Source organism: Streptomyces sp. CB09001 (genome assembly GCF_003369795.1).
GTDB lineage: Bacteria > Actinomycetota > Actinomycetes > Streptomycetales > Streptomycetaceae > Streptomyces.
Genome location: NZ_CP026730.1, coordinates 1200149 through 1226005 on the forward strand (window position 1 = coordinate 1200149; position 25857 = coordinate 1226005).

The window sequence follows — 25857 nt, forward strand, 5'->3', positions numbered from 1 at the left end:
GGAGGAGCCACGCGGGCGTTTCGGCAACGCGGCGAGCGTGCGTGCCAGGCGTCGCCGGGCAGGCGGGAATCATCAGACAGGTTCTAGGTTACCGGCCCCGCAGCACCCCTCCGACAGGCGTCCGGCGCCCCGCGATCACTGCCGGATCGCCCAGCCCCGTTCCTTGAGGGCCGCCGTGAGGACGGCGGCGGCCTTCGGCTCCACCATGAGCTGCACCAGACCCGCCTGCTGCCCGGTCGCGTGCTCGATGCGCACGTCCTCGACGTTGACCCCGGCCCGTCCCGCGTCCGCGAAGATGCGGGCCAGCTGACCGGGCTGGTCGTCGATGAGGACGGCCACCGTCTCGTAGGACCGCGGGGCCGAGCCGTGCTTGCCGGGGACGCGGACCTGTCCGGCGTTGCCGCGACGCAGCACCTCGGCGATGCCGGTGCCGCCCTCGCGGCGCTTGTCCTCGTCGGCGGACTGCAGGCCGCGCAGGGCCCGTACCGTCTCCTCCAGGTCGGCGGCGACGTCGGTGAGCAGGTCGGCGACCGGCCCCGGGTTGGCGGAGAGGATGTCGATCCACATCCGGGGGTCGGAGGCGGCGATCCGGGTCACGTCGCGGATGCCCTGCCCGCACAGCCGTACGGCGGCCTCCTCGGCGTGCTCCAGGCGCGCGGCGACCATGCTGGAGACCAGGTGGGGCATGTGGGAGACGAGGGCCACGGCACGGTCGTGGGCGTCCGCGTCCATCACCACGGGCACCGCCCGGCAGTGCGAGACCAGCTCCAGGGCGAGGTTCAGCACCTCGGTGTCGGTGTCCCGGGTCGGGGTCAGCACCCAGGGGCGGCCCTCGAAGAGGTCGGCGGTCGCGGCCAGCGGGCCGGACTTCTCCCGGCCGGACATGGGGTGCGTGCCGATGTACGCCGAGAGGTCGAGCCCTCCCGCCTCCAGCTCCCGCCGGGGGCCGCCCTTGACGCTGGCCACGTCGATGTAGCCGCGGGCGACGCCGCGGGCCATGGCGTCGGCGAGTACGTCGGCCACCAGGGCGGGCGGCGCGGCGACGATCGCCAGGTCGACCGGGCCGTCCGGGGCCTCGTCGGTGCCGGCGCCGAGCGCGGCGGCGGTGCGGGCCTGCTCGGGGTCGTGGTCCGCGAGGTGGACGGTGACACCGCGTTCGGTGAGGGCGAGGGCGGCGGAGGTGCCGATGAGGCCGGTGCCGATGACGAGTGCGGTTCTCACTGGGCGATGTCCTTGCGCAGGGCCGCGGCGGCGCCGAGGTAGACGTGGGCGATCTCGGCGCGGGGCCGGTCGGACTCGATGTGGGCGAGGACCCGCACGACGCGGGGCATGGCGCCCTCGACGTCCAGTTCCTGGGCGCAGATCAGCGGCACGTCGGTGATGCCGAGGCCGCGGGCCGCGGCGGCCGGGAAGTCGCTGTGCAGGTCGGGGGTGGCGGTGAACCACAGGCTGATCAGGTCGTCGACCGTCAGGCCGTTGCGCTCCATGAGGGCGGTCAGCAGGGCCGCGACCTGCTGGTCCATGTGCCCCGCCTCGTCCCGTTCCAGTTGGACGGCGCCCCGGACCGCTCGTACCGCCACGGCGATGCTCCTTGCTGACGTTGCTGACGCGTGTATCGGTTCTTGGTCCGTCCAGCCTAGTCAGCCCGCCGCGTACCGGCCCGCGGCGCCCGTCTCCTGAGACGCTGACCGCGGCCCGAACCTCCCTCCCCCGGAGTTGCGACATGACCCAGACCCCGACCCGCCGCACGGTCCTCCTCTCCACGGGCGCGGGCGCGGCGGCGCTCTGCGTGGGCTGCGGCGGGGGCGGCGGCGACTCCTCGGGCGCCTCGCCGGGGCAGGAACTGGTGCGGACGGGCGACGTCCCGGTCGCCGGCGGCAAGATCCTCACCGCCGAGAAGATCGTGGTGACCCAGCCGGAGCAGGGCGAGTTCAAGGCGTTCTCGGCGGTCTGCACCCATCAGGGCTGCATCGTGTCGGACGTGCGGGACGGCACCATCGACTGCGCCTGCCACGGCAGCAGGTTCGCCGTCGCCGACGGCTCGGTGGTGCGGGGCCCGGCCACGGAGCCGCTGCCCGGGAAGCGGATCACGGTGGAGGGAAATTCGGTCCGCCTGGCGTGAGCGGCCCGCGTACGCTCCCGCCATGCGCCCCGAAGCCCCCGAGAGCCACGAGTCCCTGGTCCGCGACCACACGGTCTACGCCTGTGTCATGGGTTCGCGCGCCTTCGGTCTGGCGACGGAGGACAGCGACACGGACCGCCGGGGCGTCTTCCTGGCTCCCACCGCGCTGTTCTGGCGCTTCGAGAAGCCGCCGACGCACGTGGAGGGTCCAGGGGAGGAGCAGTTCAGCTGGGAGCTGGAGCGCTTCTGCGAGCTGGCCCTGCGCGCGAACCCGAACATCCTGGAGTGCCTGCACTCCCCGCTAGTGGAGTCGGTGGACGGCACGGGCCGCGAACTGCTCGCCCTGCGCGAGGCGTTCCTCTCCCGCCGGGTTCACGCGACCTTCACCCGTTACGCGCACGGCCAGCGCCGCAAGCTCGACGCCGACGTACGCACCCACGGCGCCCCGCGCTGGAAGCACGCGATGCACCTGCTGCGGCTGCTGACCAGCGCCCGCGACCTGCTGCGCACGGGCGTCCTGACGATCGACGTCGGCGAGGCGCGGGAGTCCCTGCTCGCCGTGAAACGCGGCGAGGTGCCCTGGCCCGAGGTGGAGGCGCGGATGACCCGCCTGGCGCGGGAGGGCGAGGAGGCCGCCGCGCGCAGCCCACTGCCCGAGGAACCGGACCGGCGCCGCGTGGAGGACTTCCTGGTCCGCACCCGCCGGGCCTCAGCGCTCCAGCCGGACCCGTACGACGAAGTCGTGCAGGGCGTCGTACGCGGCCGGGGCGTCGGGGAGACCTGACACGGCCTGCGCCTCGTCGAGCACGGTGTGCAGCCGCTCCACGTCGGCCCGCACGCGCGCGTGGTCGACGCCGGCGTCCCCGTGCTCGCGCTCGGCCTTGGCGGCGATCAGCTCGGTCAGGTAGTCCGGGGCGGCGTCGACCTCCCCGAGGAGGGTGGGCAGGTGGGGCTGCACCTCTCCGGCGCGCATCAGGTGGATGCCGGTGAGCAGCACCCGGAAGGTGTACAGGAGCGGTTTCAGCTGGCCGGTCTTCTCGAACAGCCGCCACTGGGTGCCCGCGAACCCCCGGTAGTGGTGGGCGTGGTGGCTGGTGAGGACCCCCGGCGCCAGGGCGGCCAGCTCCCGGTGCGCCTCGGTGGTGTGCACGACCAGCGGGGAGAGCAGCTGCTCCAGCACATAGCCGTTGCGGCGGAGCATCAGCCGGACGAACTTGCGCAGGTCGTGCGTGACCAGGTCCATCTCGACACCGTCCCGGTCCCACATCCGCGACCTGGTCTCCTCCGGCTCGCGCAGCCCGACCAGGTCGCCGGCGGGCAGCAGGTGCACGCCGCGCAGGTCCACGTCGGAGTCGCGCGAGGGGAAGCCGTAGAGGTGGGCGCCGGAGACGGTGGCGAACAGCACCGGGAAGGGCTGCTCGGCCACCACCGGGGCCAGGTCGATGTCGAGGGCGTCGATCATGGGCTCAAGCGTCCCAGAGCGCTCCGAGGGCCAGCAGGTCGCCCCGGTACTCGATCCGGTCCGCCCAGTCGGCCGGCCAGGCTTCGGCTCCCAGGTGCGCACCGGCGAAGGCGCCCGCGAGGCAGGCGATGGAGTCGGAGTCGCCGGAGGTGCAGGCGCCGCGGCGCAGGGCGGTGAGCGGCTCGTCGACGAAGAGCAGGAAGCAGAGCAGCCCGGCCGCCATGGCCTCCTCGACGATCCAGCCCCCGCCGACGGCCAGGCACGGGTCGGTCTCCGGCGAGACGGTGCGCACCGCCTCCTGGAGCCGGTCGAGGGTCGCCAGGCACTCGTCCCAGCCGCGTGCGATGAAGTGCTCGGGCGTCGGGTCCTGGGCGCGGCTCCACAGGTCGCCGAGCCAGCGCTCGTGGTAGCGGCTGCGGTTGTCGTAGGCGTACGAACGCAGCAGCCCGACCAGGCCGGTCGGCTCGGCGCCCTCGGCGAGCAGCCGTACGGCGTGCGCGGTGAGGTCGGAGGCGGCGAGCGCGGTGGGGTGGCCGTGGGTGAGCGCGGACTGCAGCTGGGCGGCGCCCGCGCGCTGTTCGTCGCTGAGGCCGGGGACGAGCCCGACCGGTGCGACGCGCATGTTGGCGCCGCAGCCTTTGGAGTGGATCTGGCTGGCGTCCTGCCAGGGGCGGTCCGGGGTCTTGAGGAGGTTGCAGGCCTTGAGGCAGGTGTTGCCCGGCGCGCGGTTGTTCTCCGGCGACTGGTACCAGTCGACGAACTCCTCGCGCACCGGCCGTTCCATGCGCTTCGGTCCGAGCAGCCCCCGGTCCATGGCCGTCCGCAGCCCCTTGCCCAGCGCCAGCGTCATCTGCGTGTCGTCGGTGACGATCGCGGGCCTGGGCAGTGCCATCTCCCGCCAGGGGCCGCACTTGGCGAGGATCGCCGGGACGTCGTTGAACTCGGTGGGGAAGCCCAGCGCGTCGCCGAGGGCGAGGCCGGTGAGCGCTCCGGTGGCGGCGCGCTTGGTGCCGGTGGTGGTGGTCATGCGGGGCGTCCTTCCCGAGGGGTGCGGAGCAGGGGCGGGTGCAGGGTGGTGGCCGGTCCCGCGCGGTACACGGCGGCGGGTTTGCCACGGCCCCCGGTCAGGCGGGCGGCACCGGGGACGGGCTCGACGAAGCCGGGGGTGGCGAGGACCTTGCGGCGGAAGTTGGGCCGGTCCAGGGCCGTGCCCCACACCGTCTCGTAGACCTGCTGCAGCTCGCCGAGGGTGAACTCGGCCGGGCAGAAGGCGGTGGCCAGGCAGGTGTACTCCAGCTTGGCGCCGACCCGGTCCCGGGCGTCGGCCAGGATCCGGTCGTGGTCGAAGGCGAGGCCCACGGCCTTGTCGTACGGCACCCAGCGGGCCTCGGCGGCGTCACCGCCGCCGTGCGGTTCGGGAGGGTCCGGGAGCAGCGCGGCGAAGGCCACGGACACGACCCGCATGCGGGGGTCCCGGCCGGGTTCGCTGTAGGTCCGCAGCTGCTCCAGGTGCAGCCCGGTCACGTCCGCGAGGCCGGTCTCCTCGGCCAGCTCCCGGCGGGCGGCCGTCTCCGCCGACTCCTCGGGCAGCAGGAAGCCGCCGGGCAGCGCCCAGCGGCCCGCGTACGGCTCCTGTCCCCGTTCGACGAGCAGCGCGTGCAGCGCGCCCGCGCGGAGCGTGAGGACGGCGAGGTCGACGGTGACGGCGAAGGGTTCGAAAGCGTGCTTGTCGTAGCCGTGCACGACCGGCCACCCCCTTAATAGTCACTGCGACTATAAAAGAGGGTGGCCGGTCGGCACAAGCCTCGTACGGGCGGCCTCGCCCGGATCGCGGCCTAGAGGTCGACCTCCTGCATCAGCATCCCGACCTCCGTGTTGGACAGCCGGCGCAGCCAGCCCGACTTCTGGTCGCCCAGGGTGATCGGGCCGAAGGCGGTGCGCACCAGCTTGTCGACGGGGAAGCCCGCCTCCGCCAGCATCCGGCGGACGATGTGCTTGCGGCCCTCGTGCAGGGTGACCTCGACCAGGTAGTTCTTGCCGGTCTGCTCGACGACCCGGAAGTGGTCCGCGCGCGCGTACCCGTCCTCCAGCTGGATGCCGTCCTTGAGCTGCTTGCCGAGGTCGCGCGGGATCGGGCCCACGATGTGCGCGAGGTACGTCTTCTTCACGCCGTACCGGGGGTGGGTCAGGCGGTGCGCCAGCTCGCCGTGGTTGGTGAGCAGGATGACGCCCTCGGTCTCGGTGTCGAGCCGGCCCACGTGGAAGAGGCGGGTCTCCCGGTTGGTGACGTAGTCGCCGAGGCACTGGCGGCCCTCCGGGTCCTCCATGGTGGAGACGACACCGGCGGGCTTGTTGAGCGAGAAGAACTGGTACGACTGCGTGGCGACGGTCAGGCCGTCGACCTTGACCTCGTCCTTCTCCGGGTCGACACGGCGGCCCTGCTCCAGCACGATCTCGCCGTTGATCTCGACCCTGGCCTGCTCGATCAGCTCCTCGCAGGCGCGCCGGGAGCCGTAGCCCGCGCGCGCGAGCACCTTCTGCAGCCGCTCGCCCTCCTGCTCGGCGCCCGGGAAGGTCTTGGGCGGCTTGACGTCCTTCTTGCCCGCGTACCGCTCGCGATTGCGCTCCTCGGCCCGCGTCTCGTACTCGCGGGACGTGGCGGGCGCACTGCGGCCGCGCTGCTGGGGCCGCTTCGGGCCGCCCTTGGCACCGCCGCGGGCCGAGGGTCCGCGGCCCGACTTCGGGCCGTCCTGGGTGGCGCCGGGGCCCACGTCGTAGCGCCGCTCCTCCGGGCGCGGCTTCTTGGGACGGCCGCCCTGCTTGTCGTCGCGGTTGTTGCCGGCGCCGCGGTGGTTGCCGCGGCCCCCGCCACTCCCGCCGCGGCCGCCGCTGTTGCCACCACGGCTCCCGCCGTTGTTTCCGCTGCTGTTCCTGCCGCTGCTGCTTCGCATCAAAATTCCGTCTTGTCGTCTGCGTCCCCGGAATCCGGGGCGTCCGGATCGAACGACGGGACTCCTTCCAGTGTGTCGGCCTCGATCGCCTCCGCCTCGGGGAGGAAGGGCGCGAGCTCCGGGAGCTCGTCGAGACCGCGCAGGCCCATTCGCTCCAGGAAGTAGTTCGTCGTCACGTACAGGATCGCACCTGTTTCGGGTTCCGTGCCCGCCTCCTCGACCAGACCCCGCTGCAGGAGGGTGCGCATCACACCGTCGCAGTTCACGCCGCGCACCGCGGAGACACGGCTGCGGCTGACCGGCTGGCGGTAGGCGACCACGGCGAGGGTCTCCAGGGCGGCCTGGGTGAGCCGGGCGTGCTGGCCGTCCAGGACGAAGGCCTCGACGGCCGCGGCGTACTCGGGGCGGCTGTAGAAGCGCCAGCCGCCCGCGATCAGACGCAGTTCGAAGCCGCGGCCCTGGACGGCGTACTCGTCGGCCAGCTCGCGCAGGGCGTCCGCGATCCGCCGCCGGGGCCGCCGCAGTATCTTCGCCAGCTGCTCCTCGGTCGCGGGCTCGTCGACGACCATGAGGACGGCCTCCAGGGCGGGCTTGAGGTCGAGGGCCGCGACCCCGTCCGGCCCGCCCTCGGTCTCCGCGTTCCCCGTGGTCTGCTCACTCACGCCTTCTGCTCCTCCTTCGGCGCCTCGGGCGGCCGGTCGAACTCGTCGGTCACCGACGGCTGCGTCTCTCCGTCACCGCCCGTCCAGCGGACCAGGAGGTCACCGAGGGCGGTCTCCTGGTCCAGCTCGACGGCCTTCTCCCGGTACAGCTCCAGCAGGGCCAGAAAGCGGGCGACGACGGTCAGGGTGTCCTCGGTGTCCTGGACCAGCACGCGGAAGCTGGCCTCGCCCAGCTCCTTCAGCCGGGCGACGACGATCCCGGCCTGTTCCTGCACGCTGACCAGGGGCGCGTGGATGTGCTCGACGTACACCTGCGGCTTGGGTTTCGGCTGCATCGCCTTCACGGCGAGCTTGGCGAAGCCCTCGGGGCCGATGCTGATGACGACCTCGGGCAGCAGCTCGGCGTGATGGGGTTCCAGGCCGACGGTACGGGGGTGGCGGCGGGCCTCGGCGGACAGCCGGTCGTTGAAGATCTCCGCGATCTGCTTGTACGCGCGGTACTGGAGCAGGCGGGCGAAGAGCAGGTCGCGGGCCTCCAGCAGGGCCAGGTCGGCCTCGTCCTCGACCTCGGCGGCGGGCAGCAGCCGAGCCGCCTTGAGGTCGAGCAGCGTGGCCGCGACCACCAGGAACTCGGTGGTCTGGTCGAGGTCCCAGTCCGGCCCCATCGCCCGGATGTGTGCCATGAACTCGTCGGTCACCTTCGACAGCGCGACCTCGGTGACGTCCATCTTGTGCTTGGAGATCAGCTGGAGGAGCAGGTCGAACGGCCCCTCGAAGTTGGCGAGCCGCACCTTGAAGACACCGTCGTCCGCGTCGTCGGAGGTGTCGTCCGGGGCCTCCTGGGACACCCCGGCGTCGGGCGGGCCGCCCGTCCCCGGTTCCGCTCCAGGCGTCGGGGGCGCCCCCGGGTGTCGATTCCCGGGGTCCCGCTCGTCCGTCTCCGGCCCTGCCGTCTCCCGGACCGGCGCCGGTTCCCCTCGGCCGACGGTCGGCGCCCCGACCGATGCGGGGGACGCTCCGGCCGGGGTGGGGGCCGGTCCTTCGCCGAGGTCCTGCGCGGCGGGCGCCGCTCCGGTGGTCCCGGACGCGCCGTCGCCGGGGGGAGTCTCCCCGGGCAGCGGTGGAGCCGCCGACGCTCCGGGGCCCCTGCCCAGCGCGCGCCGGCGGCCGGGGCGCGGGCCGCGGTCGGGGCGGGGGGCGTCGTTCGAGGTCATGGCCCCCGCAGGCTACCGCTACCGCCCGCGCAGCCGTCGTACGAGGATGCTGGCGTCCCCGCGGGTCTCCAGGTCGGCCAGGACCACTGCGACCGCCTCGCGGACGATGCGGCCGCGGTCGACGGCCAGGCCGTGCTCGCCCCGGAGCACCAGGCGGGCGTGCTCCAGATCCATCAGCTCCTCGGCGGAGACGTAGACGGTGATCTTCTCGTCGTGGCGCTCCCGCCCGCTGGGGCGCCGTGCGGCGGCCCTGCCGCGCTTGCGGGGCCGGTCGGCGGCAGAACCTTCCTGCGCGCCCGTACCGGGCCCGGAGGCACGTGCGGAGCGCTCCGTGCCCCGGGTGCGCGACTCGCCCGCCGAGCCCGGTTCCGCGTCCGCCGCGGCGTGCTCCGCGCCCTCGCCGTCACCGCCCTGCGCGGGCACGGACTGCGGTGCGTCCTCGGCGGCGGCCTGGTCGCTCTCCCCCGCCGGGGCCGGCACCCGGGCCTCGCCGCCCGCCGGTCGCCGCGGGGTGGACGCCTGGAGCGCCGTTCCCCCTGTCGTACGGAAGAGTTCGTCGGCCCCCGGCAGACTCACTCGGCGTGACACCGGGCGAGCACCTCCCTGGCGAGCTGGCGGTAGGCGGCGGCACCGACGGAGTTGGACGCGTACGTGGTGATCGGCTCGCCGGCGACCGTGGTCTCCGGGAAGCGGACCGTGCGCCCGATGACCGTGTGGTAGACGTGGTCGTCGAACGCCTCGACAACGCGCGCGAGCACCTCACGGCTGTGCACCGTGCGCGAGTCGTACATCGTGGCGAGGATGCCGTCGAGCTCCAGGTCGGGGTTGAGCCGCTCCTGGACCTTCTCGATCGTCTCGGTCAGCAGCGCCACACCGCGCAGCGCGAAGAACTCGCACTCCAGCGGCACGATCACCTTGTGCGCGGCGGTCAGCGCGTTGACCGTGAGCAGGCCGAGCGAGGGCTGGCAGTCGATCACGATGTAGTCGTAGTCGTCCATCAGGGGCTTGAGGGCCCGCTGCAGGGTGGACTCGCGCGCGACCTCGCTCACCAGCTGCACCTCGGCCGCCGACAGGTCGATGTTGCTGGGCAGCAGGTCCATGTTGGGGACCGCGGTCTTCAGCAGCACCTCGTCGGCCGCCATGCCCCGCTCCATGAGCAGGTTGTAGACGGTGAGGTCGAGCTCCATGGGGTTGACGCCGAGTCCGACCGACAGCGCGCCCTGCGGGTCGAAGTCGACGAGCAGCACCCGGCGCCCGTACTCGGCGAGCGCGGCACCCAGGTTGATGGTCGACGTGGTCTTGCCCACGCCGCCCTTCTGGTTGCACATCGCGATGATCTTGGCGGGGCCGTGGTCGGTCAGCGGGCCCGGGATCGGGAAGTACGGCAGCGGGCGCCCGGTCGGGCCGATGCGCTCACGGCGCTGTCGGGCCGCGTCGGGCGCGAGCGTGGCGGCGTACTCGGGATCCGGCTCGTACTCCGCGTCCGGGTCGTAGAAGTGCCCGTCGGGCAGTTCGTCGTAGACGGCGAAGTGGTTGCGGGGCGCGCCACTTCCGTCGCCGGCCATGGCGTTCACGTGTTGGCCATCCATACTCATGTGTGCTGTCCGAGTTGCCTGCGGACTGTGGTGGTCGGCTGCGGAGGTGCGTACAGCTACGGAGCCGACAGCCTCGAGACGCCCGGGACCGTGGGTCCGTGTCGGCATTCCTGGTTGACCACCCCCGGGAGTAAATGTCGACTCATTCACAAGTCGTCTTACCTCCTTGGTGACCAGGGAACTTCTAGACAGGTCAGCGTGGCACCATGCCGACGTTCGGCGACTCTATGGCGTGTCGGCCGTCCGCAGCAACACAATCCGCCGGACCCGGCCCGATGTGTCGGCAATGAAACATCCCTCTGTCAAGGGCGTACGGCCGTCGCACAGCAGGTTTCACCGGTGCGCGAATCGGTTGAAGCGTTACGTTCGAGGCGAGTTGACCGAGAATCGCAAAGTGACCATACACACACTGGGCCGGACCTTGTCGGGCAAGGTCCGGCCGGGTGTGTGGCGTTGACGGCGTCTGTTGACGTATCGCCTTTACCGCTTGGCGACTTAGGCGAGCAGCGAGGCCGGCTCGACGTACTCCAGGCCGTGCGCCTCGGCGACCTCCTTGTAAACGACCTTGCCGTCATGGGTGTTGAGGCCCTTGGCCAGCGCGGGGTCGCGGCGCAGGGCCTCGGCCCAGCCGCGGTTCGCCAGCTCCACGATGTACGGCAGCGTGGCGTTGGTCAGCGCGTAGGTGGAGGTGTTGGGCACCGCGCCGGGCATGTTGGCGACGCAGTAGAAGACCGAGTTGTGGACCGGGAAGGTCGGCTCGGCGTGCGTGGTCGGGTGGGAGTCCTCGAAGCAGCCGCCCTGGTCGATCGCGATGTCGACAAGGACACTTCCGGGCTTCATGCGCGACACCAGCTCGTTGGTGACCAGCTTCGGGGCCTTGGCGCCCGGGATGAGCACGGCGCCGATCACGAGGTCGGCCTCCAGGCAGGCCTTCTCCAGCTCGAAGGCGTTGGAGACGACGGTCTGGATCTTCGTGCCGAAGATCTTGTCGGCTTCCTTGAGCTTGGTGATGTCCTTGTCGAGCAGGGTGACGTGGAAGCCCAGGCCGATGGCGATCTGCGCCGCGTTCCAGCCGGAGACGCCGCCGCCGATGACGACGGCGCGGCCCGCGAGCACACCGGGGACACCGCCGGGCAGCACGCCGCGGCCGCCGTTGGCGGCCATCAGGTGGTAGGCGCCGACCTGGGGCGCGAGGCGGCCCGCGACCTCGGACATGGGGGCCAGCAGCGGCAGGGCGCGGCTGGGCAGCTCGACCGTCTCGTAGGCGATGGCGGTGGTGCCGGACTCGATGAGCGCGTCCGTGCACTCCTTCGAGGCGGCCAGGTGCAGGTAGGTGAAGAGCGTCTGGTCCTTGCGCAGGCGGTGGTACTCCTCCGCGATCGGCTCCTTGACCTTCAGGAGCAGGTCCGCGGTGGCCCAGACCTCGTCGGCCGTGTCCAGTATCCGCGCACCGGCGGCGACGTACTCCTCGTTGGGAATCGAGGAGCCGATGCCGGCATCGCGCTCGATGACGACCTGGTGACCGTGGCGCACCAGCTCGTGCACGCCGGCGGGGGTGATGGCCACCCGGAACTCGTTGTTCTTGACCTCGCGGGGGATGCCGACCTTCACGTGGATCACGGTCCTTGGCTCAGAGGATGGGCTATTACAAGGCATACCCGCTCAAGCACGGGCACACCGGGAGAGACCGCAGAGAACGTGCGGCAGAGCCAGTTTAATGAAGGTGTTCCCGCTGTCTAGCCTTTCAAAGCATTAATCTTCAGACGATGCGCTGCGGATTTCGCAGGCATCCGCGGGGTCTTCCCTCAACATCCGTTCGGCCGCGCCCCGCTCCAGGCCCGCCGCCGTGGGGTCGCCGAGCCGGTCGAGCGTGTCGGCGAGGCGCAGGTGCAGGGCGGCCTGGAGCCGTACGTCCTCGGCCCGGCGGGCCCAGTCGACGGCCTCCCGGCAGGTGCGCAGCGACTCCTCGGGCCGCCCGGCGTACTCCTGGACCCGGGCCAGCTCGGACAGTGCCCGCGCGTGCGCGGCCACGTCGCCGGACTTGCGGTGCCCGGCCACCGCCGCACGCCAGGCCCGCACCGCCTCGCCGTAGCGCCCGGCGTAGGTGTGGGCGGTGGCGAGACGGCCGTAGACCCGGGCGGCGTCGGCCCGCTCGTCCCGGGCGAGGCGCTCGGCGAGGGCCCGGCCGAACCAGTCGGCGGCCCGGTCGTAGTCCCCCAGCTCCAGATGGGCGCCGCCCACGGATTCCATCGCGCGGCCGGTCGCGTACGGGTCGTTGGCCTCGCGTCCGGCGTCCAGCGCGGCCCGGTAGCGCACCAGCGCCTCGGCGGTACGGCCGGTGCGGGCGTCCAGGTCGGCCAGGTTCAGCAGGGCCGCGGCCTTCTCCCGGGGCAGCTCACGGCGCTCGGCCACGTCGAGGACGAGCCGGTGGATCCCGTACAGGTCGGGGGCCGCGGACCGGGTCCCGAAGTGGGCCACCATGGCCCGCACCAGCTGGGACATGAGTCTGCGGGCGAGGGTGTCCAGCTCGCCGTCGGCGACCGCGAGGCGGGCCGCGGCCAGCAGGGCGGGGCGCCGGGCGCGCAGCCAGTCGGCGGCGGCCCTCGGATGCGGGAAGCGCAGGTCGCGCGGCGTGGCGAGGAGCTTCTCGCGGGCCTGCGGGCTGTCGGTCTCGGTGACCGCCCGGCAGGACTGGAGCAGCCGGACCGTCCGCTCCAGCATGCGGGCGCGGGCCAGCTGCAGCTCGGCGGGCCGGTCGTGCTTGCGGGCCAGGGCGCCGAGCCGGCCGTGCAGGCACCCGGGGACCTCGTACTCGGGCAGCGGCGAGTCGACGGCGCGCAGCAGGCCGTGGGCGACGAAGTCGTCCAGGGTGGTGCGGGCCCCGCTCACCGAGCAGCCGGCGAGCGCGGAGGCGGTGTGCGGGTCGACCAGGCCCGCCGGGGCGAGGGAGAGCAGCCGCAGCATGCGGGCGGCGGTGCTGGGCAGTGAGGCGTAGACGAGGCCGAAGACGCGGCCGAGCGCGCCGCCCTCGTCGCTCTCCGCGTGCACGTGCTTGGCGAGGTCGGCGACGGCCGCCTGGGGCCGGGCCGCGAGCCAGCCGCCGGCCAGGGTCAGCGCGGCGGGCTGGGCCTGGCACAGCTCGACCAGCTGTTCGGCGGCCCGGGGGTCGACGGTGATGCGGACCGAGCCGGTGTGGCGGGACAGCAGTTCCACGGCCGACTTGGTGTCCAGGCCGCCCAGCGTGCACGGGCGGACGTCCGCGATGCCGGTCAGCGGGCCCTCGGCCACGGCGACGGCGAGACAGTCCGGGGTGTCCGGCAGCAGCGCGTCGACCTGCTCGGCGTCGGCGACGGCGTCGAGCAGGAGCAGCACCCTGCGGTCGGCGAGCGCGGTGCGCAGGGCCTCGGTGAGGTCGTCCTCGTCGGCGCCGGGCGGCGCGCTGCGGTCCAGCGCGGTGAGCAGGTCGCGGGCGAGGCGTCCGACGGGGACGCGGGTGCCGTCCGGCTCGCTCAGCCGGGCCCGCAGCACGCCGTCGGGGTAGTCGTGCGCGACCCGCGCGGTCAGCTCCTCGGCGAGTGCGGTGCGCCCCGAGCCGGGACGGCCCGCGATGAGCAGTACGCGCGCGCGGGGGGCCTTGCGGCCGGAGAGGGTGTCGAGGCCGGCGCGCTCGATGTCGGCGCGCAGCTCCTTCAGCTCCCGGGTGCGGCCCAGGAACCCGCTTTCCGCAGCAGGGTCCTGGGACAGTCGTACGCCGTCCGTGTCCACCGCCTGATCCGTCACGGGCCACACTCCCGATCCCACCGCACGCCGGTGCCCGCCGGAAGCCCGGTTCGGGCGTTTGAGAGCCTAGTTCACGCTCTGCGACGTTCCCGGTGGAGCGCGGCGGGCACATCCCCTGATCGGATCAGCCGATGGTCACACCGACAGGGGCTCCAAGGCCGTCCTCAGGCCTCGAAGGGCCGTGCCGGCCACGGCGCCTCGGCCGGACGGAGCGCGTCGAGCCCCTCGCCCCGTTCCGCCGCGACCAGTGCGAGCACGCCCACGACCAGGCAGTTGTTGTGCAGCTCTCCCGCGAGCACTCCCCGGACCAGGTCGGCGACGGGCACCCGCGCCTGCTCCATGTCGGCCTCTTCGTCCTCGACCTCGAAGCGCTCCCCGGCGGCCTCGGACAGGCCCCGGGCCAGGAAGATCCGTACGGCCTCGTCGCAGCCGCCGGGGGTGGTGTAGACGTCGGTCAGCACCCGCCAGTCCTCGGCCTTGACGTGCGCCTCCTCGTACAGCTCGCGCTGGGCGGCGTGCAGCGGGTTCTCGCCGGGGACGTCGAGCAGGCCTGCCGGGATCTCCCACAGCTTCTCGCGCACGGGGTGCCGGTACTGCCGGACGACCAGCACCCGGCCCTCCCGGTCCAGGGCGAGGACGGCCACCGAGCCGGGGTGGACCTGGTAGTCGCGGGTGGCCACGGAGCCGTCGGGCATCACCACGTCGTCCGTGCGGACCGAGGTCTTCTTGCCCCGGAAGGGCGTCCGGCTGCCCCGGATCTCCCACTCCTCCGGGGTGTCCTTGATCGTGCTGCCCGTCATCGGTGACCTGTCCTTCCAGAGGTACGCGAAAGCCGGGGCCCGCACCGTTGAGTGCGCGCCCCGGCCACCGTACAACTGGTGTGTTACTTCGACGCCTTCCGCTCGACCGCGGCCTTGACCAGCCCGGCGAAGAGCGGGTGCGGGCGGGTCGGGCGCGAGCGCAGCTCCGGGTGCGCCTGGGTGGCGACCAGGTAGGGGTGGACGTCGCGCGGGTACTCGACGTACTCGACGAGCTTGCCGTCCGGGGAGGTGCCCGAGAAGACGATGCCGGCCTTCTTCTCCAGCTCCGCGCGGTAGGCGTTGTTCACCTCGTAGCGGTGGCGGTGCCGCTCCTCGACGTACTCCTTGCCGTCGTAGACCTCGCGCACGATGGAGCCCTCGGCCAGCTTCGCCGGGTACATGCCGAGCCGCATGGTGCCGCCCATGTCGCCCTCGCCGGCCACGATGTCCAGCTGCTCGGCCATGGTGGAGACGACCGGGTGGGCGGTGGCGGGGTCGAACTCGGTGGAGTTGGCGTCCGCGACGCCGGCCAGGTTGCGCGCCGCCTCGACGACGATGCACTGCAGGCCGAGGCAGAGGCCGAGCAGCGGGATCCCGTTCTCACGGGCGTACTTGATCGCGCCGACCTTGCCGGTCACACCGCGCTCGCCGAAGCCGCCCGGGATGCAGATCGCGTCGGCGTCGCCGAGCTGGGCCTTGGCGCCGGCCGGGGTCTTGCAGTCGTCGGACGTGACCCACTTGATCTTCACGCGGGCCTTGTTGGCGAAGCCGCCCGCGCGCAGCGCCTCGGTGACCGAGAGATAGGCGTCGGGCAGGTCGATGTACTTGCCGACCAGGGCCATGACGATCTCGTGCTCGGGCTTGTGGACCCGGTCGAGCAGGTCGTCCCAGGTCGTCCAGTCCACGTCGCGGAACGGCAGGTCCAGCTTGCGGACGACGTAGGCGTCCAGGCCCTCGGTGTGGATGACCTTCGGAATGTCGTAGATGGAGCGGGCGTCGGGGCAGGCCACCACGGCCGCCTCGTCGACGTCGCACATCAGCGAGATCTTGCGCTTGATCGCGGTCGGGACCTCGCGGTCGCAGCGCAGGACGATCGCGTCCGGCTGGATGCCGATGTTGCGCAGGGCGGCGACGCTGTGCTGGGTGGGCTTGGTCTTCAGCTCGCCCGAAGGGCCGATGTAGGGCAGGAGCGAGATGTGCACGACGAACACGTTGTCGCGGCCGACCTCGTGCCGGACCTGGCGGACGGTCTCCAGGAACGGCAGCGACTCGATGTCTCCGACGGTGCCGCCGACCTCGGTGATCACGACGTCGACCTCGTCCGTCGCCATGCGGCGGATGCGGTGCTTGATCTCGTTGGTGATGTGCGGGATGACCTGGACGGTGTCGCCCAGGTACTCGCCGCGCCGCTCCTTGGCGATCACCGTGGAGTACACCTGGCCGGTGGTGACGTTGGCCGAGCCGTCGAGGTCGCGGTCGAGGAAGCGCTCGTAGTGGCCGATGTCCAGGTCGGTCTCGGCGCCGTCGTTGGTGACGAACACCTCACCGTGCTGGAAGGGGTTCATCGTGCCGGGGTCGACGTTCAGGTACGGGTCGAGTTTCTGCATCACGACGCGCAGGCCACGGGCCTTGAGCAGCATGCCGAGGCTGGAGGCGGTGAGCCCCTTGCCCAGCGAGGAGGCGACACCCCCGGTGACGAAGATGTGCTTGGTCGTCGAAGATTTGGGCGGCATGGCCAAGAGGGGGCTCCCGTGGTCGCGGTCTGGGGTGCGGTGCGTTCGTCCTCCGCCCCGGTCGTCCCGGGTGTCGTCGGCGGCGCCGTCGCTGCGGTTCCGGGGTTCTTCTCCCACCGGTCCACGGGCTACCAGCGTATCAGCGCCTCGGGGCGATGGCGTCCGGCCACCCTCCGCGCACGCCCGGACACGCAGGTGGGAACGTCACCGCTTCCTCACCCGCTGGTCACCCGTTCGGCGGACCCGGGTTGCCCGGAGCGGCACACAGATCATCTACGTGCGTCGTATCCTGCTCGGACGTTCGCTGCCGAGCCCGCCCGGCGACACGGCACCACCCCTCGCCCGTCAGCGCCGGAACAACGAGAGCTCGTCAGTTCGTTGAGCAACAATTGTCGTTCGGGGCACCACGTTTGGCTGCACGGCCGGACGGCTGCTTTGCTTCATGACTCAACGAGGCACGGCAGGCAGGACACCCGTCCTCGACACACATTCCCTGACACATATCCCTGACCCCACCCTTGACCGCTGACCGCACTAGCGACCGCCCCCATGCGGGGTGACGTGGCCGTTCGACTGGAGTTGCACGTGGCCGGGCGCATCGAAGACTACGCACTCATCGGAGACATGCAGACCGCTGCCCTGGTCTGCCGGGACGGCACAGTCGACTGGCTGTGCCTGCCCCGCTTCGACTCGCATGCCATCTTCGCCGGCCTGCTGGGCACCGGGGAGCACGGCTTCTGGCGGCTCGGCCCCGCGTACGCCCCCGGCGCCGAACCGCCCACGTCTGCCCGGCGGACCTACCGCGGCGACTCGCTGATCCTGGAATCCGAGTGGGACACCCCGCGCGGCACCGTCAGAGTGACCGATTTCATGCCGCCGCGCGACGGCGCCCCGCAGCTGATCCGGATCGTGGAGGGCGTCTCCGGCCGGGTGCCGATGCGCTCGGAGCTGCGGATGCGGTTCAGCTACGGCCGGGTGGTCCCCTGGGTCCACAAGCACGAGGGCCGCACGGTGGCCGTCGCGGGCCCGGACTCCGTGTGGTTCGACACCGAGGCGGAGACCTACGGCAAGGCGCTGACCACGTACGCGGACTTCACGGTCGCGCCGGGCGACCGGATCGCGTTCACCATCTCGTGGGAGCCCTCGCACAAGGAGCCGCCGGCGCTGCCTGAGCCCGAGCAGTCGCTGGTGGCCACCGAGGACTTCTGGCGCGACTGGGTCGAGCACTGTACGTACCACGGTCCCTACCGGGAGGCCGTGGTCCGCTCCCTGATCACGCTGAAGGCCCTGACGTACGCCCCCACCGGCGGCATCGTCGCCGCGCCCACCACCTCCCTGCCGGAGGACATCGGCGGGGTGCGCAACTGGGACTACCGCTACACCTGGCTGCGCGACGCCGCGATCACCCTGTCCTCGCTGCTGCGCACCGGTTACCGCGAGGAGGCCCGCGCCTGGCGCGAGTGGCTGCTGCGCGCGGTCGCCGGCGACCCCGAGAACCTGCAGATCATGTACGGCATCGCCGGCGAGCGGGAACTGGGCGAGGCGGAGCTGGACTGGCTGCCGGGCTACGAGGGATCCGGCCCGGTCCGGGTCGGCAACGGCGCGGCCCACCAGCTCCAGCTGGACGTCTACGGCGAGGTGACCGAGGCCCTGCACCTGGGCCACATGACGGGCCTGGCCCGCAACGACTACGCCTCGGTGCTCCAGCTCAAGCTGATCCGCTACCTGGAGTGCCACTGGAACGAGCCGGACGAGGGCATCTGGGAGGTGCGCGGCCCGCGCCGCCACTTCGTGCACTCCAAGGTGATGGCCTGGGTCGCCGTCGACCGCACCATCAAGCTGATCGAGTCCGGCGACGCGGACGGCCCGCTGGAGCGCTGGAAGCAGCTGCGCGACGACATCCACCGGGACGTGTGCGAGAAGGGCTACGACAAGGAACGCAACACCTTCACGCAGTCCTACGGCTCCCAGGAGCTGGACGCCTCCCTGCTGCTGATCCCGCAGATGGGCTTCCTGCCGCCGGACGACAAGCGGGTCATCGGCACCATCGAGGCCATCCAGCGCGAGCTGTCCACCTCGGACGGCTTCATCCTGCGCTACCCCACGGACGGCAAGGACGAGGGCGTCGACGGTCTGCCGGGCGACGAGGGGGCCTTCCTCGCCTGCTCGTTCTGGATGGCGGACGACCTGGCGATGATCGGCCGGGTGGACGAGGCGCGGAAGCTCTTCGAGAAGCTCCTCTCCCTCCGCAACGACCTCGGCCTCCTCGCCGAGGAGTGGGACCCCCGCCTGCAGCGCCAGGTCGGCAACTTCCCCCAGGCCTTCAGCCACGTGCCCCTGATCGACACGGCCCTCAGGCTGACGGCGAGCGGGGCGTACGGGGGCTGATCACTCGCGGTGTCCCAGCCGGGCGGACGTCCCCGGTGGATGTCCCCGGTGGGGTCGCGCCGGGTAGCGTCCGGCTCATGGACAGCGGCACGGACAGCGGATTCGACACGCAGGGCGCCGGGATCACCGTGCGCCGGGCCCTGGAGCTGCCCGGGCTGCGCAGCGGTCTGCCCGAGGTCCTCGCCGGCGCCGACCGCATGCAGCGCACGGTGCGCTGGGTGCACGCCGGTGAGGTGCCCAACATCGCCTCGCTGCTCAAGGGCGGCGAGCTGCTGCTGACCACGGGGTACGGCCTCGGCACCCGTCCCGCCGAGCAGCGGGCGTTCGTGCGCACGCTGGCCGAGCGCGGCATCGCGGCCCTCGTCGTGGAGCTGGGCCCGCGCTTCACCCGGCTGCCGGCGGCGCTGGTCGACACGGCCCGCGCGGCCGGGCTGCCGCTGGTGCAGCTGCACCGCGAGGTGCCGTTCGTGGCGGTCACCGAGGAGATCCACACCGAGATCGTCAACGGCCACTACGCGCTGCTCCAGCGCGCCGAGGAGGTGCACCGCCGCTGCACCGAGGCGCTGCTGGGCGGCGGTGGAGTGCCCCAGGTCCTCGCCATCCTGGCCGACTTCGCCGGCAACCCCGTCTTTCTGGAGACCACCGACGGCCGCCTGCTGTACGCCGCCGGTGCCGGGCCCGAGGGAGCCGACCCCCTCCAGGTCTGGGAGGGACTGCGGGACCCGCACAAGGACGCCCCGCCCCCGGCGGGCACGGTCCTCGTGGACGTGCCCGGCGGCGGGCCCGGTACCGGGTCGGTCCGGGCCCGCCTCGTCCTGCTGCCGGTACGGTCCGCCCCGGCGCCGGTGCACCGGATGGCGGCGGAGCGGGCGGCGGGCATCCTCGCCGTGGTGCTGATGCAGGCGCGGCAGGAGGAGGAGCTCGCGGCGCGCGGGCGGGGCGACTTCCTCACCGACCTCGCCGAGGGCCGGATCACCGCCGAGGACGCCCCCGCCCAGGCCCGCGTCCTGGGCTTCAAGCCGGGCGCCGGTCCGCTGCTCCCGGTGGTGATGCGGCTCGGCGACGCCCTGTCCCCGGCGGGCGGCGGCTGGGCGGTGCTGGCCCGTGCGGTCGCCGAGGAGCTGGCGTCGGTGGGGGTGCCGGTGCTGCTGGGTGTGCGGCCGGTGGAGGGCCGGGTCCCGCTGCTGCTGGGGCTGCGCTCGGAGTCGGAGCGGGCGGCGGTCGCCGACCGGGTCGCGGCGGCGCTGCGGGCGGGCGTGGAGCGGGCCGGGATGCGGCGTCCCGGGGCGCAGCCCCCCGTCGTGGTCGTCGGGGTGTCCGGCGGCTGGGCGGCGGCCTCGGCGGGCCTCAGGCACGCGGCGGAGACGGCGACCGCGGCGCAGGGCCTGACCGACCGGCCCTGGTACGACGCGCGGCGCCTGGACATCGACCTGCTGCTGTGGCGGCTGCGCGACCACCCGGACCTCGCGGCGTTCGTGGACCGGGCGATCGGCCCGCTGCGGGACCACGACGACCGCTCGAAGCCGCCCCTGCTGCCCACCCTCCAGACGTACCTGGCGCACGCCGGCCGGAAGGCGGAGACGGCGCGCGAACTCCACCTGAACCGGCAGACGCTCTACAACCGGCTGGCGCGGATCGGGGAGTTGCTGGGCACGGACCTCGACGACCCGCAGACCGTGCTGGCGTTGAGCCTGGCCCTGCGCGCCCGCAGGCACGTGCCGTAGGCGGCAGGGTCCGGGCGGGTGCCTAGAGCAACGGCGTGGGCTGGGTCAACTCGTCGTAGATGCTCAGGACCTGGGCGACGGTCTCGTCCTCGGTCGGCCACGTGGCCGCCTGCCGTGCGCCGCGCTCGCGCAGTTCGTCCTGCCGCGCGGGGTCGGCGAGCAGGCGGACCACGGCGACGGCGAGGGCCTCCGCGTCCCCCGGCGGGACGAGTTCGGCGGCGTCGCCGACCAGCTCGGGGATGCCGCCTACGGCACCGGCGACGAGTGGCACGCGCGCGTGGAGCGCCTCCTGGGCGAGGACGGAACGCCCCGGCTCCCGGCGGCTCGGCAGCAGCGCGAGGTCGGCCGCCCCCAGCAGGTCGGGCACGTCGTCACGGCTGCCGACGAGCACCACCGGCAGCCCCTCGCCCTCGATCCGGCCCTGCAACTCGCCGCGCAGCGGCCCCTCTCCGGCGACCACGACCAACGGCGCCGGGTCGAGGCGGCGCCACACGCGGGCCGCGTCGAGCAGCACGTCGTACCCGCGGTGCCGTTCGAGCGATCCGACGGCGACCAGCAACGGCCGGTCGATGGCGCCGAGTTCGGCCCGGACCTTGGGGCGCAGCCGGTCGGGGTCGTCGGGTCCGGCCGACGGGCTCGGCCGGGCGGGGAGGGCGACGGGGCCGAGGCGGGCGTCCCGGGCGCCCGTCCGCCGCGCCCCGTCGACCAGTTCCGAGGTGGCGCCGAGCACGACGGTGGCGGCCTTCATCACCCGCCGCTCCAGCACGCGCAGCAGTTGGCCGCGGGCCCCCTCGGCGTGCGCCCGGTCGTGCCAGGTGACGACGAGCGGAGTGCGTACGCGCCGTCCGCCGAGGGCGAGGGCGGCCCGGAAGGAGGCGTGCAGTCCGTGCGCGTGCACCAGGTCGGCTTCGGCGCACACCGTCCGCAGCGCGGCCACCGAGACGGGATCGCTGCTGCGCGGTACGTGCACGTGGTCGGCCCCGGTGCCGGTGAAGTCGTAGGTGCACTCCGCATCGGAGGGGGCGCACACCGTCACCTTCACGCCCCGCGCGACGAGCCCCGCGGCCAGTGAGCGCACGTGCGCGCTGCTGCCGGCGTTGCCTCCGCCCAGCACCTGGACGGTGCGCAGCGGCGACTGGCCGTGCGGTGAGTGGCTGCTCACGTGGGTCACCTGGCCGGGGCTCCTGGTTCGGCGGGGGACGGTCACGAAGGACGTGGGGACGGTCACGAAGAACGTACAGAAGGATGGTGCGGACGGGGTGCGCCGGGCGGTTTCCCGTGCGCCGCTCCGTCAAGGATGCCAGGCCGCACGGGTGTTCCGGGAACGACGACCGCCACCACCGGACGGCCGGCGGGACAACGACACGGAACCGCCTCACTCGTACGAGTGAACGTCACGCCGTCGCACCGGCCACCCGGGGCGTACGTCCAGGAGACCGACGAAGTACGCCCACCCGGCGCCGGAGTCCCTACCGGTCGGCGCGGGCCGTTTCCAGCAGTTCCTCCGCGTGGGCGCGGGCCGTCTCCGAGTCCTCCTGGCCGGCGAGCATCCGGGAGAGTTCCCGGACCCGCTCCTCGCCCTCCAGGACCTTCACACCGGAGCGGGTCACCGAGCCGTCGTTCGTCTTCTCCACCAGCAGCTGCCGGTCGGCGAACGCGGCCACCTGCGGAAGATGCGTGACGACCACGACCTGCGCGCTCTTCGCCAGCCGCGCCAGGCGCCGCCCGATCTCCACCGCCGCCTTGCCGCCGACCCCGGCGTCGACCTCGTCGAACAGGTAGGTCGGCACTGGATCGGTGCCCGCGAAGACGACCTCCACGGCCAGCATCACGCGCGACAGCTCACCACCGGAGGCGCCCTTGGCGATCGGCCGCGGCGGGGCGCCGGGGTGCGGGGCCAGCAGCAGCTCCACCTCGTCCGCGCCGGACGGCCCGCAGGCGACCGTCCGCCCGCCGACCTCGACGCCCTCCGGGTCCTCGGTCTGCCGAATGTCGAACGACACGCGCGCGTGGGGCATGGCGAGCGACGCCAGCTCGGCGGTCACCGCGGCGGCGAACCGCTCGGCGGCCTCGGTCCGTGCGTCGGTCAGCGCCTGGGCGAGCCCGCCCAGTTCCGCCCGCAGCGCGTCCCGCTCGGCGGTCAGCTCGCCGATCCGCTCGTCGTCGCCGTCCAGCTCGGTCAGCCGCGCGGCACTCTGCTCGGCCCAGCTCAGCACGGCCGCGACGTCCTCGCCGTACTTCCGGGTCAGCGCGGTGAGCGCGGCCCGCCGCTCCTCGACCGCCGCCAGCCGCAGCGGGTCGGCGTCCAGGTCGTCGGCGTACCCGGCGAGCTCCCCGGCCACGTCACGCAGCAGGATGCCGACCTCACCGATCCGCTCGGCGAGCGCGGCCAGCGCCGGGTCGTGGGACCGTACGGCGTCCAGGGCCCGCTGCGCGCCCGCGACGAGCGTGGCGCCGTCCAAGCCCTCGGGATCCTCCGGGTTGCCCGCCAGGGCGGCATGGGCGACCGCGGCGGCCGACGCGAGTGCCTCGGCGTGCCCCAGCCGCTCCGCCTCCTCCGCCAGCTCCACGTCCTCACCGGCGCGCGGCTCGACCGCGGCGATCTCGTCGAGGCCGTAGCGCAGCAGATCGGCCTCCTGGGCGCGCTCACGCGCGCGCGTGGTGATCTCCTCCAGCTCACGGACGACGGCCCGCAGCCTGCGGTACGCCTCCGCGTACTTGGCGAGTGGCCCGGCGACCGCGTCGCCGGCGTACCGGTCCAGGGCCTGCCGTTGCCGGTTCAGCTTGAGCAGCCCCTGCTGGTCGGTCTGCCCGTGCACGGCCACCAGCTCGTCGGCCAGCTCGGCGAGCATCCCCACCGGCACCGACCGACCGCCCAGGTGCGCGCGCGATCTCCCCTCGGCGGACACGGTACGGCTGATCAGCAGCGCCCCGTCGTCCAGCTCGGCCCCGGCCTCCTCGGCCCGGAGGGCGGCCGCGGCGTCGCCGGGCACGGCGATACGCCCCTCGACGACCGCGTTCTTCGCCCCGATCCGCACGAGCGCCGCGTCGGCGCGCCCGCCCAGGAGCAGCCCCAGGCTGGTGACCACCATGGTCTTGCCCGCACCCGTCTCACCGGTGACAGCGGTGAACCCGGGCGACAGCTCGACCACGGCGTCATCGATGACTCCGAGCGACCGTATCCGCATCTCCTCAAGCACGGACACGACCATACGAGGTCGAGGCCGGAAAGCGCACACAGGCCGCCCCTGTCACGCCGGGACGGGTGCTGCCGTCAGGGGCGCGGGGAACGGCGCGACCAGCCACAACGCACCGCAGCCCGCGACGCACCGGAACCACCCCTTCGGGACCGCTAGTGCGGCGCCCCGCGCCATCCGGAGACCGGCAGCGCGAACTTCGCCACCAGCCGGTCCGTGAACGACGCGTGATGCAGTCGGGCCAGCCGCACCGGCACCGCCCCCCGCCGCACCTCCACCCGCGCCCCCGGCGGCAGCTCCACCGTCCGCCGCCCGTCGCACCACAGGACCCCCGGCGGGACGTGCGGCAGCACCTCCACCGCGAGCACCGAGTCCGGCGAGGTCACCAGCGGCTTCGCGAACAGCGCGTGGGCGCTGATCGGCACCATCAGCAGCGCCTCCACCTCGGGCCACACCACAGGACCGCCGGCCGAGAAGGCGTACGCCGTCGACCCGGTCGGTGTGGACAGCACGATGCCGTCGCAGCCGAACCCGGTCACCGGCCGGCCGTCGATCTCCAGCACGACTTCCAGCAGCTTCTCGGCACCGGCCTTCTGCACGGCGGCCTCGTTCAGCGCCCAGTCGGTGTGCACGATGTCGCCGTTGCGGTGCACGACGACGTCGACGGTCATCCGCTCCTCGACCTCGTAGGCCCGGTTCACCACCCGGTCGACGACCTTGTCGAGGTCGTCGCGCTCGGCCTCCGCGAGGAAGCCGACCCGGCCGAGGTTGACGCCGAGCATCGGCACGCCCGAGGCGCGGGCGAACTCGGCGCCGCGCAGCAGCGTGCCGTCGCCGCCCAGCACGATCAGCAGCTCGCATCCGTCCAGGCACTGCGGGGTGGCCGCGCCGACCAGCCCCACCTCGGTCGGCAGCGGCAGGTCGCGCGCCTCGGCCTCCAGGACCCGTACGCCGATCCCGGCCCGCAGCAGCCCCTTGACCACCAGCTCCGCGCTGCGGATGGCAGCGGGGCGCCCGGTGTGGGCGAGCAGGAAAACAGTACGCGCTCGGTTCTGTGTCAACGCGGCCCCTCCGCCACTGCACGGTCAACATCGGCCGGGTCCAATTCGGCGGCCCCGGCCCGCAGCCACAGAAAGTACTCGACGTTCCCGGAGGGACCCGGCAGCGGACTGGCCGTGACCCCCTTCACCCCGAGCCCCAGCTCCCAGGCCCTCCGCGCGACTGCCCGCACGGCCTCGGCCCGCAACTGCGCGCTGCGTACCACTCCCCCGCTGCCCAGCCGCTCCTTCCCCACCTCGAACTGCGGCTTCACCATCATCACCAGGTCGGCGCCCGGCCGGGTGCACCGCACGAGGGCGGGCAGTACCAGTCCGAGCGGGATGAAGGACAGATCCCCCACGACAAGGTCCACGGGCTCCCCATCGATCGCTTCCGTCGTCAACTCGCGTACGTTCGTACGGTCCTTGACGGTGACGCGTTCATCCTGCCGGAGACTCCACGCGAGTTGTCCGTATCCGACGTCCACGGCGACGACGTGCGCGGCGCCCGCCCGCAGCAGTACGTCGGTGAAACCGCCGGTGGAGGCGCCTGCGTCCAGGGCCCGCCGGCCCTCGACGACGAGGCCCTGCGGTACGAAGGCGGCGAGGGCCCCGGCGAGCTTGTGGCCGCCGCGCGAGACGTAGTCGGGGTCGTTGTCGTCGGCGGTCACGACGATCGCGGCGGCCGTCTCGACCTGCGTGGCGGGTTTGGTCGCGACGGTCTTGCCGACGGTGACCCGCCCGGCGGCGATCAGCTGGCTCGCGTGCTCGCGCGAACGCGCCAGCTTGCGGCGCACCAGCTCCGCGTCGAGACGGCGGCGTGCGACTCCTGCCACGTTCGGTTCAGCTCCTGCGGTCGTACGGTGATGGCGGCGGGGGCACCGGCGGTCCCGGGCGCCCCGACGGCTCCGGAGGTCCCGGGCGGGCGTCGAGCGCGGTGAGCGCGTCGCGCAGCCCCCGGTGTACATCCTCGTACACCTCCACGTGTCCGTCGGTGGCGAGGTGGTCGGCGTCGGCCAGCCGCGCCAGCCGGGCGTCGACCTCGGCGTTCCCGGTGGGGGCGCGCGGGACGTCCAGCGGTGCGGGGGCAGCCGGCTCGTAACCCGGGCCGGTGTCCGCCCCGGGCTCGGCCGCCTCGGGCCCGGGGGCGGGCTCGCGCTGGGGTTCCGGCTCGGGTACTGCGTCGCTCATG

23 protein-coding genes are annotated in these 25857 nt (G+C 73.1%); 4 read left to right on the top strand and 19 right to left on the bottom strand.

All coding sequences use genetic code 11. The features are described 5' to 3' along the window. Positions 1-135: 135 nt before the first annotated feature. Both C4J65_RS05640 and aroH read right to left on the bottom strand, forming a co-directional pair. Positions 136-1221 carry a prephenate dehydrogenase gene (locus tag C4J65_RS05640; RefSeq protein ID WP_115741385.1) on the bottom strand — a complete coding sequence of 362 codons (1086 nt, stop codon included), beginning with the start codon at positions 1219-1221 and terminating at the stop codon, positions 136-138. Then, positions 1218-1580, bottom strand: coding sequence for a chorismate mutase (gene aroH / locus C4J65_RS05645; RefSeq protein ID WP_115741386.1), 363 nt, complete (start codon positions 1578-1580; stop codon positions 1218-1220). Before aroH ends, C4J65_RS05640 begins: the two co-directional genes overlap by 4 nt. A 143-nt stretch (positions 1581-1723) precedes the next feature. Between aroH and C4J65_RS05650 the strand changes: the two genes are divergently transcribed. Together C4J65_RS05650 and C4J65_RS05655 are read left to right on the top strand one after the other, a co-directional pair. Continuing rightward, the gene (locus C4J65_RS05650; RefSeq protein ID WP_115741387.1) at positions 1724-2122 is read left to right on the top strand and encodes a Rieske (2Fe-2S) protein; all 399 of its coding nucleotides are present in this window, start codon (positions 1724-1726) and stop codon (positions 2120-2122) included. 22 nt (positions 2123-2144) lie between these two features. Beyond that, a complete protein-coding gene (locus C4J65_RS05655; RefSeq protein WP_115741388.1) occupies positions 2145-2906 on the top strand; it encodes a nucleotidyltransferase domain-containing protein in 762 nt (253 codons plus the stop codon). Here the strand turns inward: C4J65_RS05655 and C4J65_RS05660 are convergent. From C4J65_RS05660 to C4J65_RS05715, 12 genes are all read right to left on the bottom strand, one after another. Next, the gene (locus tag C4J65_RS05660; protein ID WP_115741389.1) at positions 2832-3584 is read right to left on the bottom strand and encodes a nucleotidyltransferase domain-containing protein; all 753 of its coding nucleotides are present in this window, start codon (positions 3582-3584) and stop codon (positions 2832-2834) included. The two genes, C4J65_RS05655 and C4J65_RS05660, sit on opposite strands and share 75 nt — an antisense overlap. A gap of 4 nt (positions 3585-3588) precedes the next feature. After that, entirely contained in the window at positions 3589-4611 is a 1023-nt protein-coding gene (locus C4J65_RS05665) for an ADP-ribosylglycohydrolase family protein (protein ID WP_115741390.1), read from the bottom strand. Further along, positions 4608-5327: an NUDIX domain-containing protein gene (locus C4J65_RS05670; protein WP_115741391.1), complete on the bottom strand. Its 720-nt coding sequence runs from the start codon at positions 5325-5327 to the stop codon at positions 4608-4610. The genes C4J65_RS05665 and C4J65_RS05670 overlap by 4 nt, the downstream gene beginning before the upstream one ends. 92 nt (positions 5328-5419) lie before the next feature. Beyond that, positions 5420-6535, bottom strand: coding sequence for a pseudouridine synthase (locus tag C4J65_RS05675; RefSeq protein WP_115741392.1), 1116 nt, complete (start codon positions 6533-6535; stop codon positions 5420-5422). Continuing rightward, on the bottom strand, positions 6535-7197 hold the full coding sequence (gene scpB / locus C4J65_RS05680; protein WP_115741393.1) for an SMC-Scp complex subunit ScpB: 663 nt from the start codon (positions 7195-7197) through the stop codon (positions 6535-6537). The genes C4J65_RS05675 and scpB overlap by 1 nt, the downstream gene beginning before the upstream one ends. Continuing rightward, positions 7194-8411, bottom strand: a complete 1218-nt coding sequence (locus C4J65_RS05685) for a segregation/condensation protein A (RefSeq protein WP_162833040.1) — start codon at positions 8409-8411, stop codon at positions 7194-7196. Before C4J65_RS05685 ends, scpB begins: the two co-directional genes overlap by 4 nt. Positions 8412-8429: 18 nt before the next feature. Beyond that, entirely contained in the window at positions 8430-8999 is a 570-nt protein-coding gene (locus tag C4J65_RS05690; protein ID WP_162833041.1) for a hypothetical protein, read from the bottom strand. Next, positions 8984-10114 carry a ParA family protein gene (locus C4J65_RS05695; protein WP_162833042.1) on the bottom strand — a complete coding sequence of 377 codons (1131 nt, stop codon included), beginning with the start codon at positions 10112-10114 and terminating at the stop codon, positions 8984-8986. Before C4J65_RS05695 ends, C4J65_RS05690 begins: the two co-directional genes overlap by 16 nt. A 387-nt stretch (positions 10115-10501) precedes the next feature. Further along, positions 10502-11617: an alanine dehydrogenase gene (ald, locus tag C4J65_RS05700; RefSeq protein WP_162833539.1), complete on the bottom strand. Its 1116-nt coding sequence runs from the start codon at positions 11615-11617 to the stop codon at positions 10502-10504. Positions 11618-11758: 141 nt separating this feature from the next. Further along, complete coding sequence (locus tag C4J65_RS05705) at positions 11759-13786, bottom strand: tetratricopeptide repeat protein (RefSeq protein ID WP_162833043.1); 2028 nt, start codon at positions 13784-13786, stop codon at positions 11759-11761. A gap of 164 nt (positions 13787-13950) precedes the next feature. Then, positions 13951-14586, bottom strand: a complete 636-nt coding sequence (locus tag C4J65_RS05710; RefSeq protein WP_115741398.1) for an NUDIX hydrolase — start codon at positions 14584-14586, stop codon at positions 13951-13953. 83 nt (positions 14587-14669) lie between these two features. After that, positions 14670-16319, bottom strand: coding sequence for a CTP synthase (locus C4J65_RS05715; protein WP_115741399.1), 1650 nt, complete (start codon positions 16317-16319; stop codon positions 14670-14672). Between the two features lie 585 nt (positions 16320-16904). Here C4J65_RS05715 and C4J65_RS05720 point away from each other — a divergent pair. Further along, positions 16905-18707, top strand: a complete 1803-nt coding sequence (locus tag C4J65_RS05720) for a glycoside hydrolase family 15 protein (RefSeq protein WP_162833540.1) — start codon at positions 16905-16907, stop codon at positions 18705-18707. A gap of 77 nt (positions 18708-18784) precedes the next feature. Continuing rightward, positions 18785-20431: a PucR family transcriptional regulator gene (locus C4J65_RS05725; RefSeq protein WP_115741401.1), complete on the top strand. Its 1647-nt coding sequence runs from the start codon at positions 18785-18787 to the stop codon at positions 20429-20431. A 22-nt stretch (positions 20432-20453) separates the two neighbouring features. Here C4J65_RS05725 and C4J65_RS05730 read toward each other — a convergent pair whose 3' ends face one another. The 5 genes from C4J65_RS05730 to C4J65_RS05750 form a co-directional block, all read right to left on the bottom strand. Then, positions 20454-21602, bottom strand: coding sequence for a glycosyltransferase family 4 protein (locus C4J65_RS05730; RefSeq protein ID WP_162833541.1), 1149 nt, complete (start codon positions 21600-21602; stop codon positions 20454-20456). A 298-nt stretch (positions 21603-21900) separates the two neighbouring features. Beyond that, positions 21901-23643 (bottom strand): DNA repair protein RecN, encoded by a 1743-nt coding sequence (recN, locus tag C4J65_RS05735; protein WP_205350958.1) that lies wholly within the window; start codon positions 23641-23643, stop codon positions 21901-21903. Positions 23644-23783: 140 nt separating this feature from the next. Then, entirely contained in the window at positions 23784-24689 is a 906-nt protein-coding gene (locus tag C4J65_RS05740) for an NAD kinase (RefSeq protein ID WP_115741403.1), read from the bottom strand. Next, entirely contained in the window at positions 24686-25501 is an 816-nt protein-coding gene (locus C4J65_RS05745) for a hemolysin (RefSeq protein WP_115741404.1), read from the bottom strand. Before C4J65_RS05745 ends, C4J65_RS05740 begins: the two co-directional genes overlap by 4 nt. A 7-nt stretch (positions 25502-25508) precedes the next feature. Continuing rightward, positions 25509-25856, bottom strand: coding sequence for a hypothetical protein (locus C4J65_RS05750; RefSeq protein WP_115741405.1), 348 nt, complete (start codon positions 25854-25856; stop codon positions 25509-25511). Between the last annotated feature and the right edge of the window lies 1 nt (position 25857).

Excerpts from the sequence above, each read along its gene's own strand:
- C4J65_RS05650 (WP_115741387.1), top strand. The coding sequence starts at position 1,724 with ATGACCCAGACCCCGACCCGCCGCACGGTCCTCCTCTCCACGGGCGCG.
- C4J65_RS05655 (WP_115741388.1), top strand. The coding sequence starts at position 2,145 with ATGCGCCCCGAAGCCCCCGAGAGCCACGAGTCCCTGGTCCGCGACCAC.
- C4J65_RS05660 (WP_115741389.1), bottom strand. The coding sequence starts at position 3,584 with ATGATCGACGCCCTCGACATCGACCTGGCCCCGGTGGTGGCCGAGCAG.
- C4J65_RS05665 (WP_115741390.1), bottom strand. The coding sequence starts at position 4,611 with ATGACCACCACCACCGGCACCAAGCGCGCCGCCACCGGAGCGCTCACC.
- C4J65_RS05675 (WP_115741392.1), bottom strand. The coding sequence starts at position 6,535 with ATGCGAAGCAGCAGCGGCAGGAACAGCAGCGGAAACAACGGCGGGAGC.
- C4J65_RS05685 (WP_162833040.1), bottom strand. The coding sequence starts at position 8,411 with ATGACCTCGAACGACGCCCCCCGCCCCGACCGCGGCCCGCGCCCCGGC.
- C4J65_RS05695 (WP_162833042.1), bottom strand. The coding sequence starts at position 10,114 with ATGCCGACACGGACCCACGGTCCCGGGCGTCTCGAGGCTGTCGGCTCC.
- C4J65_RS05710 (WP_115741398.1), bottom strand. The coding sequence starts at position 14,586 with ATGACGGGCAGCACGATCAAGGACACCCCGGAGGAGTGGGAGATCCGG.
- C4J65_RS05715 (WP_115741399.1), bottom strand. The coding sequence starts at position 16,319 with ATGCCGCCCAAATCTTCGACGACCAAGCACATCTTCGTCACCGGGGGT.
- C4J65_RS05725 (WP_115741401.1), top strand. The coding sequence starts at position 18,785 with ATGGACAGCGGCACGGACAGCGGATTCGACACGCAGGGCGCCGGGATC.
- recN (WP_205350958.1), bottom strand. The coding sequence starts at position 23,643 with ATGGTCGTGTCCGTGCTTGAGGAGATGCGGATACGGTCGCTCGGAGTC.
- C4J65_RS05750 (WP_115741405.1), bottom strand. The coding sequence starts at position 25,856 with ATGAGCGACGCAGTACCCGAGCCGGAACCCCAGCGCGAGCCCGCCCCC.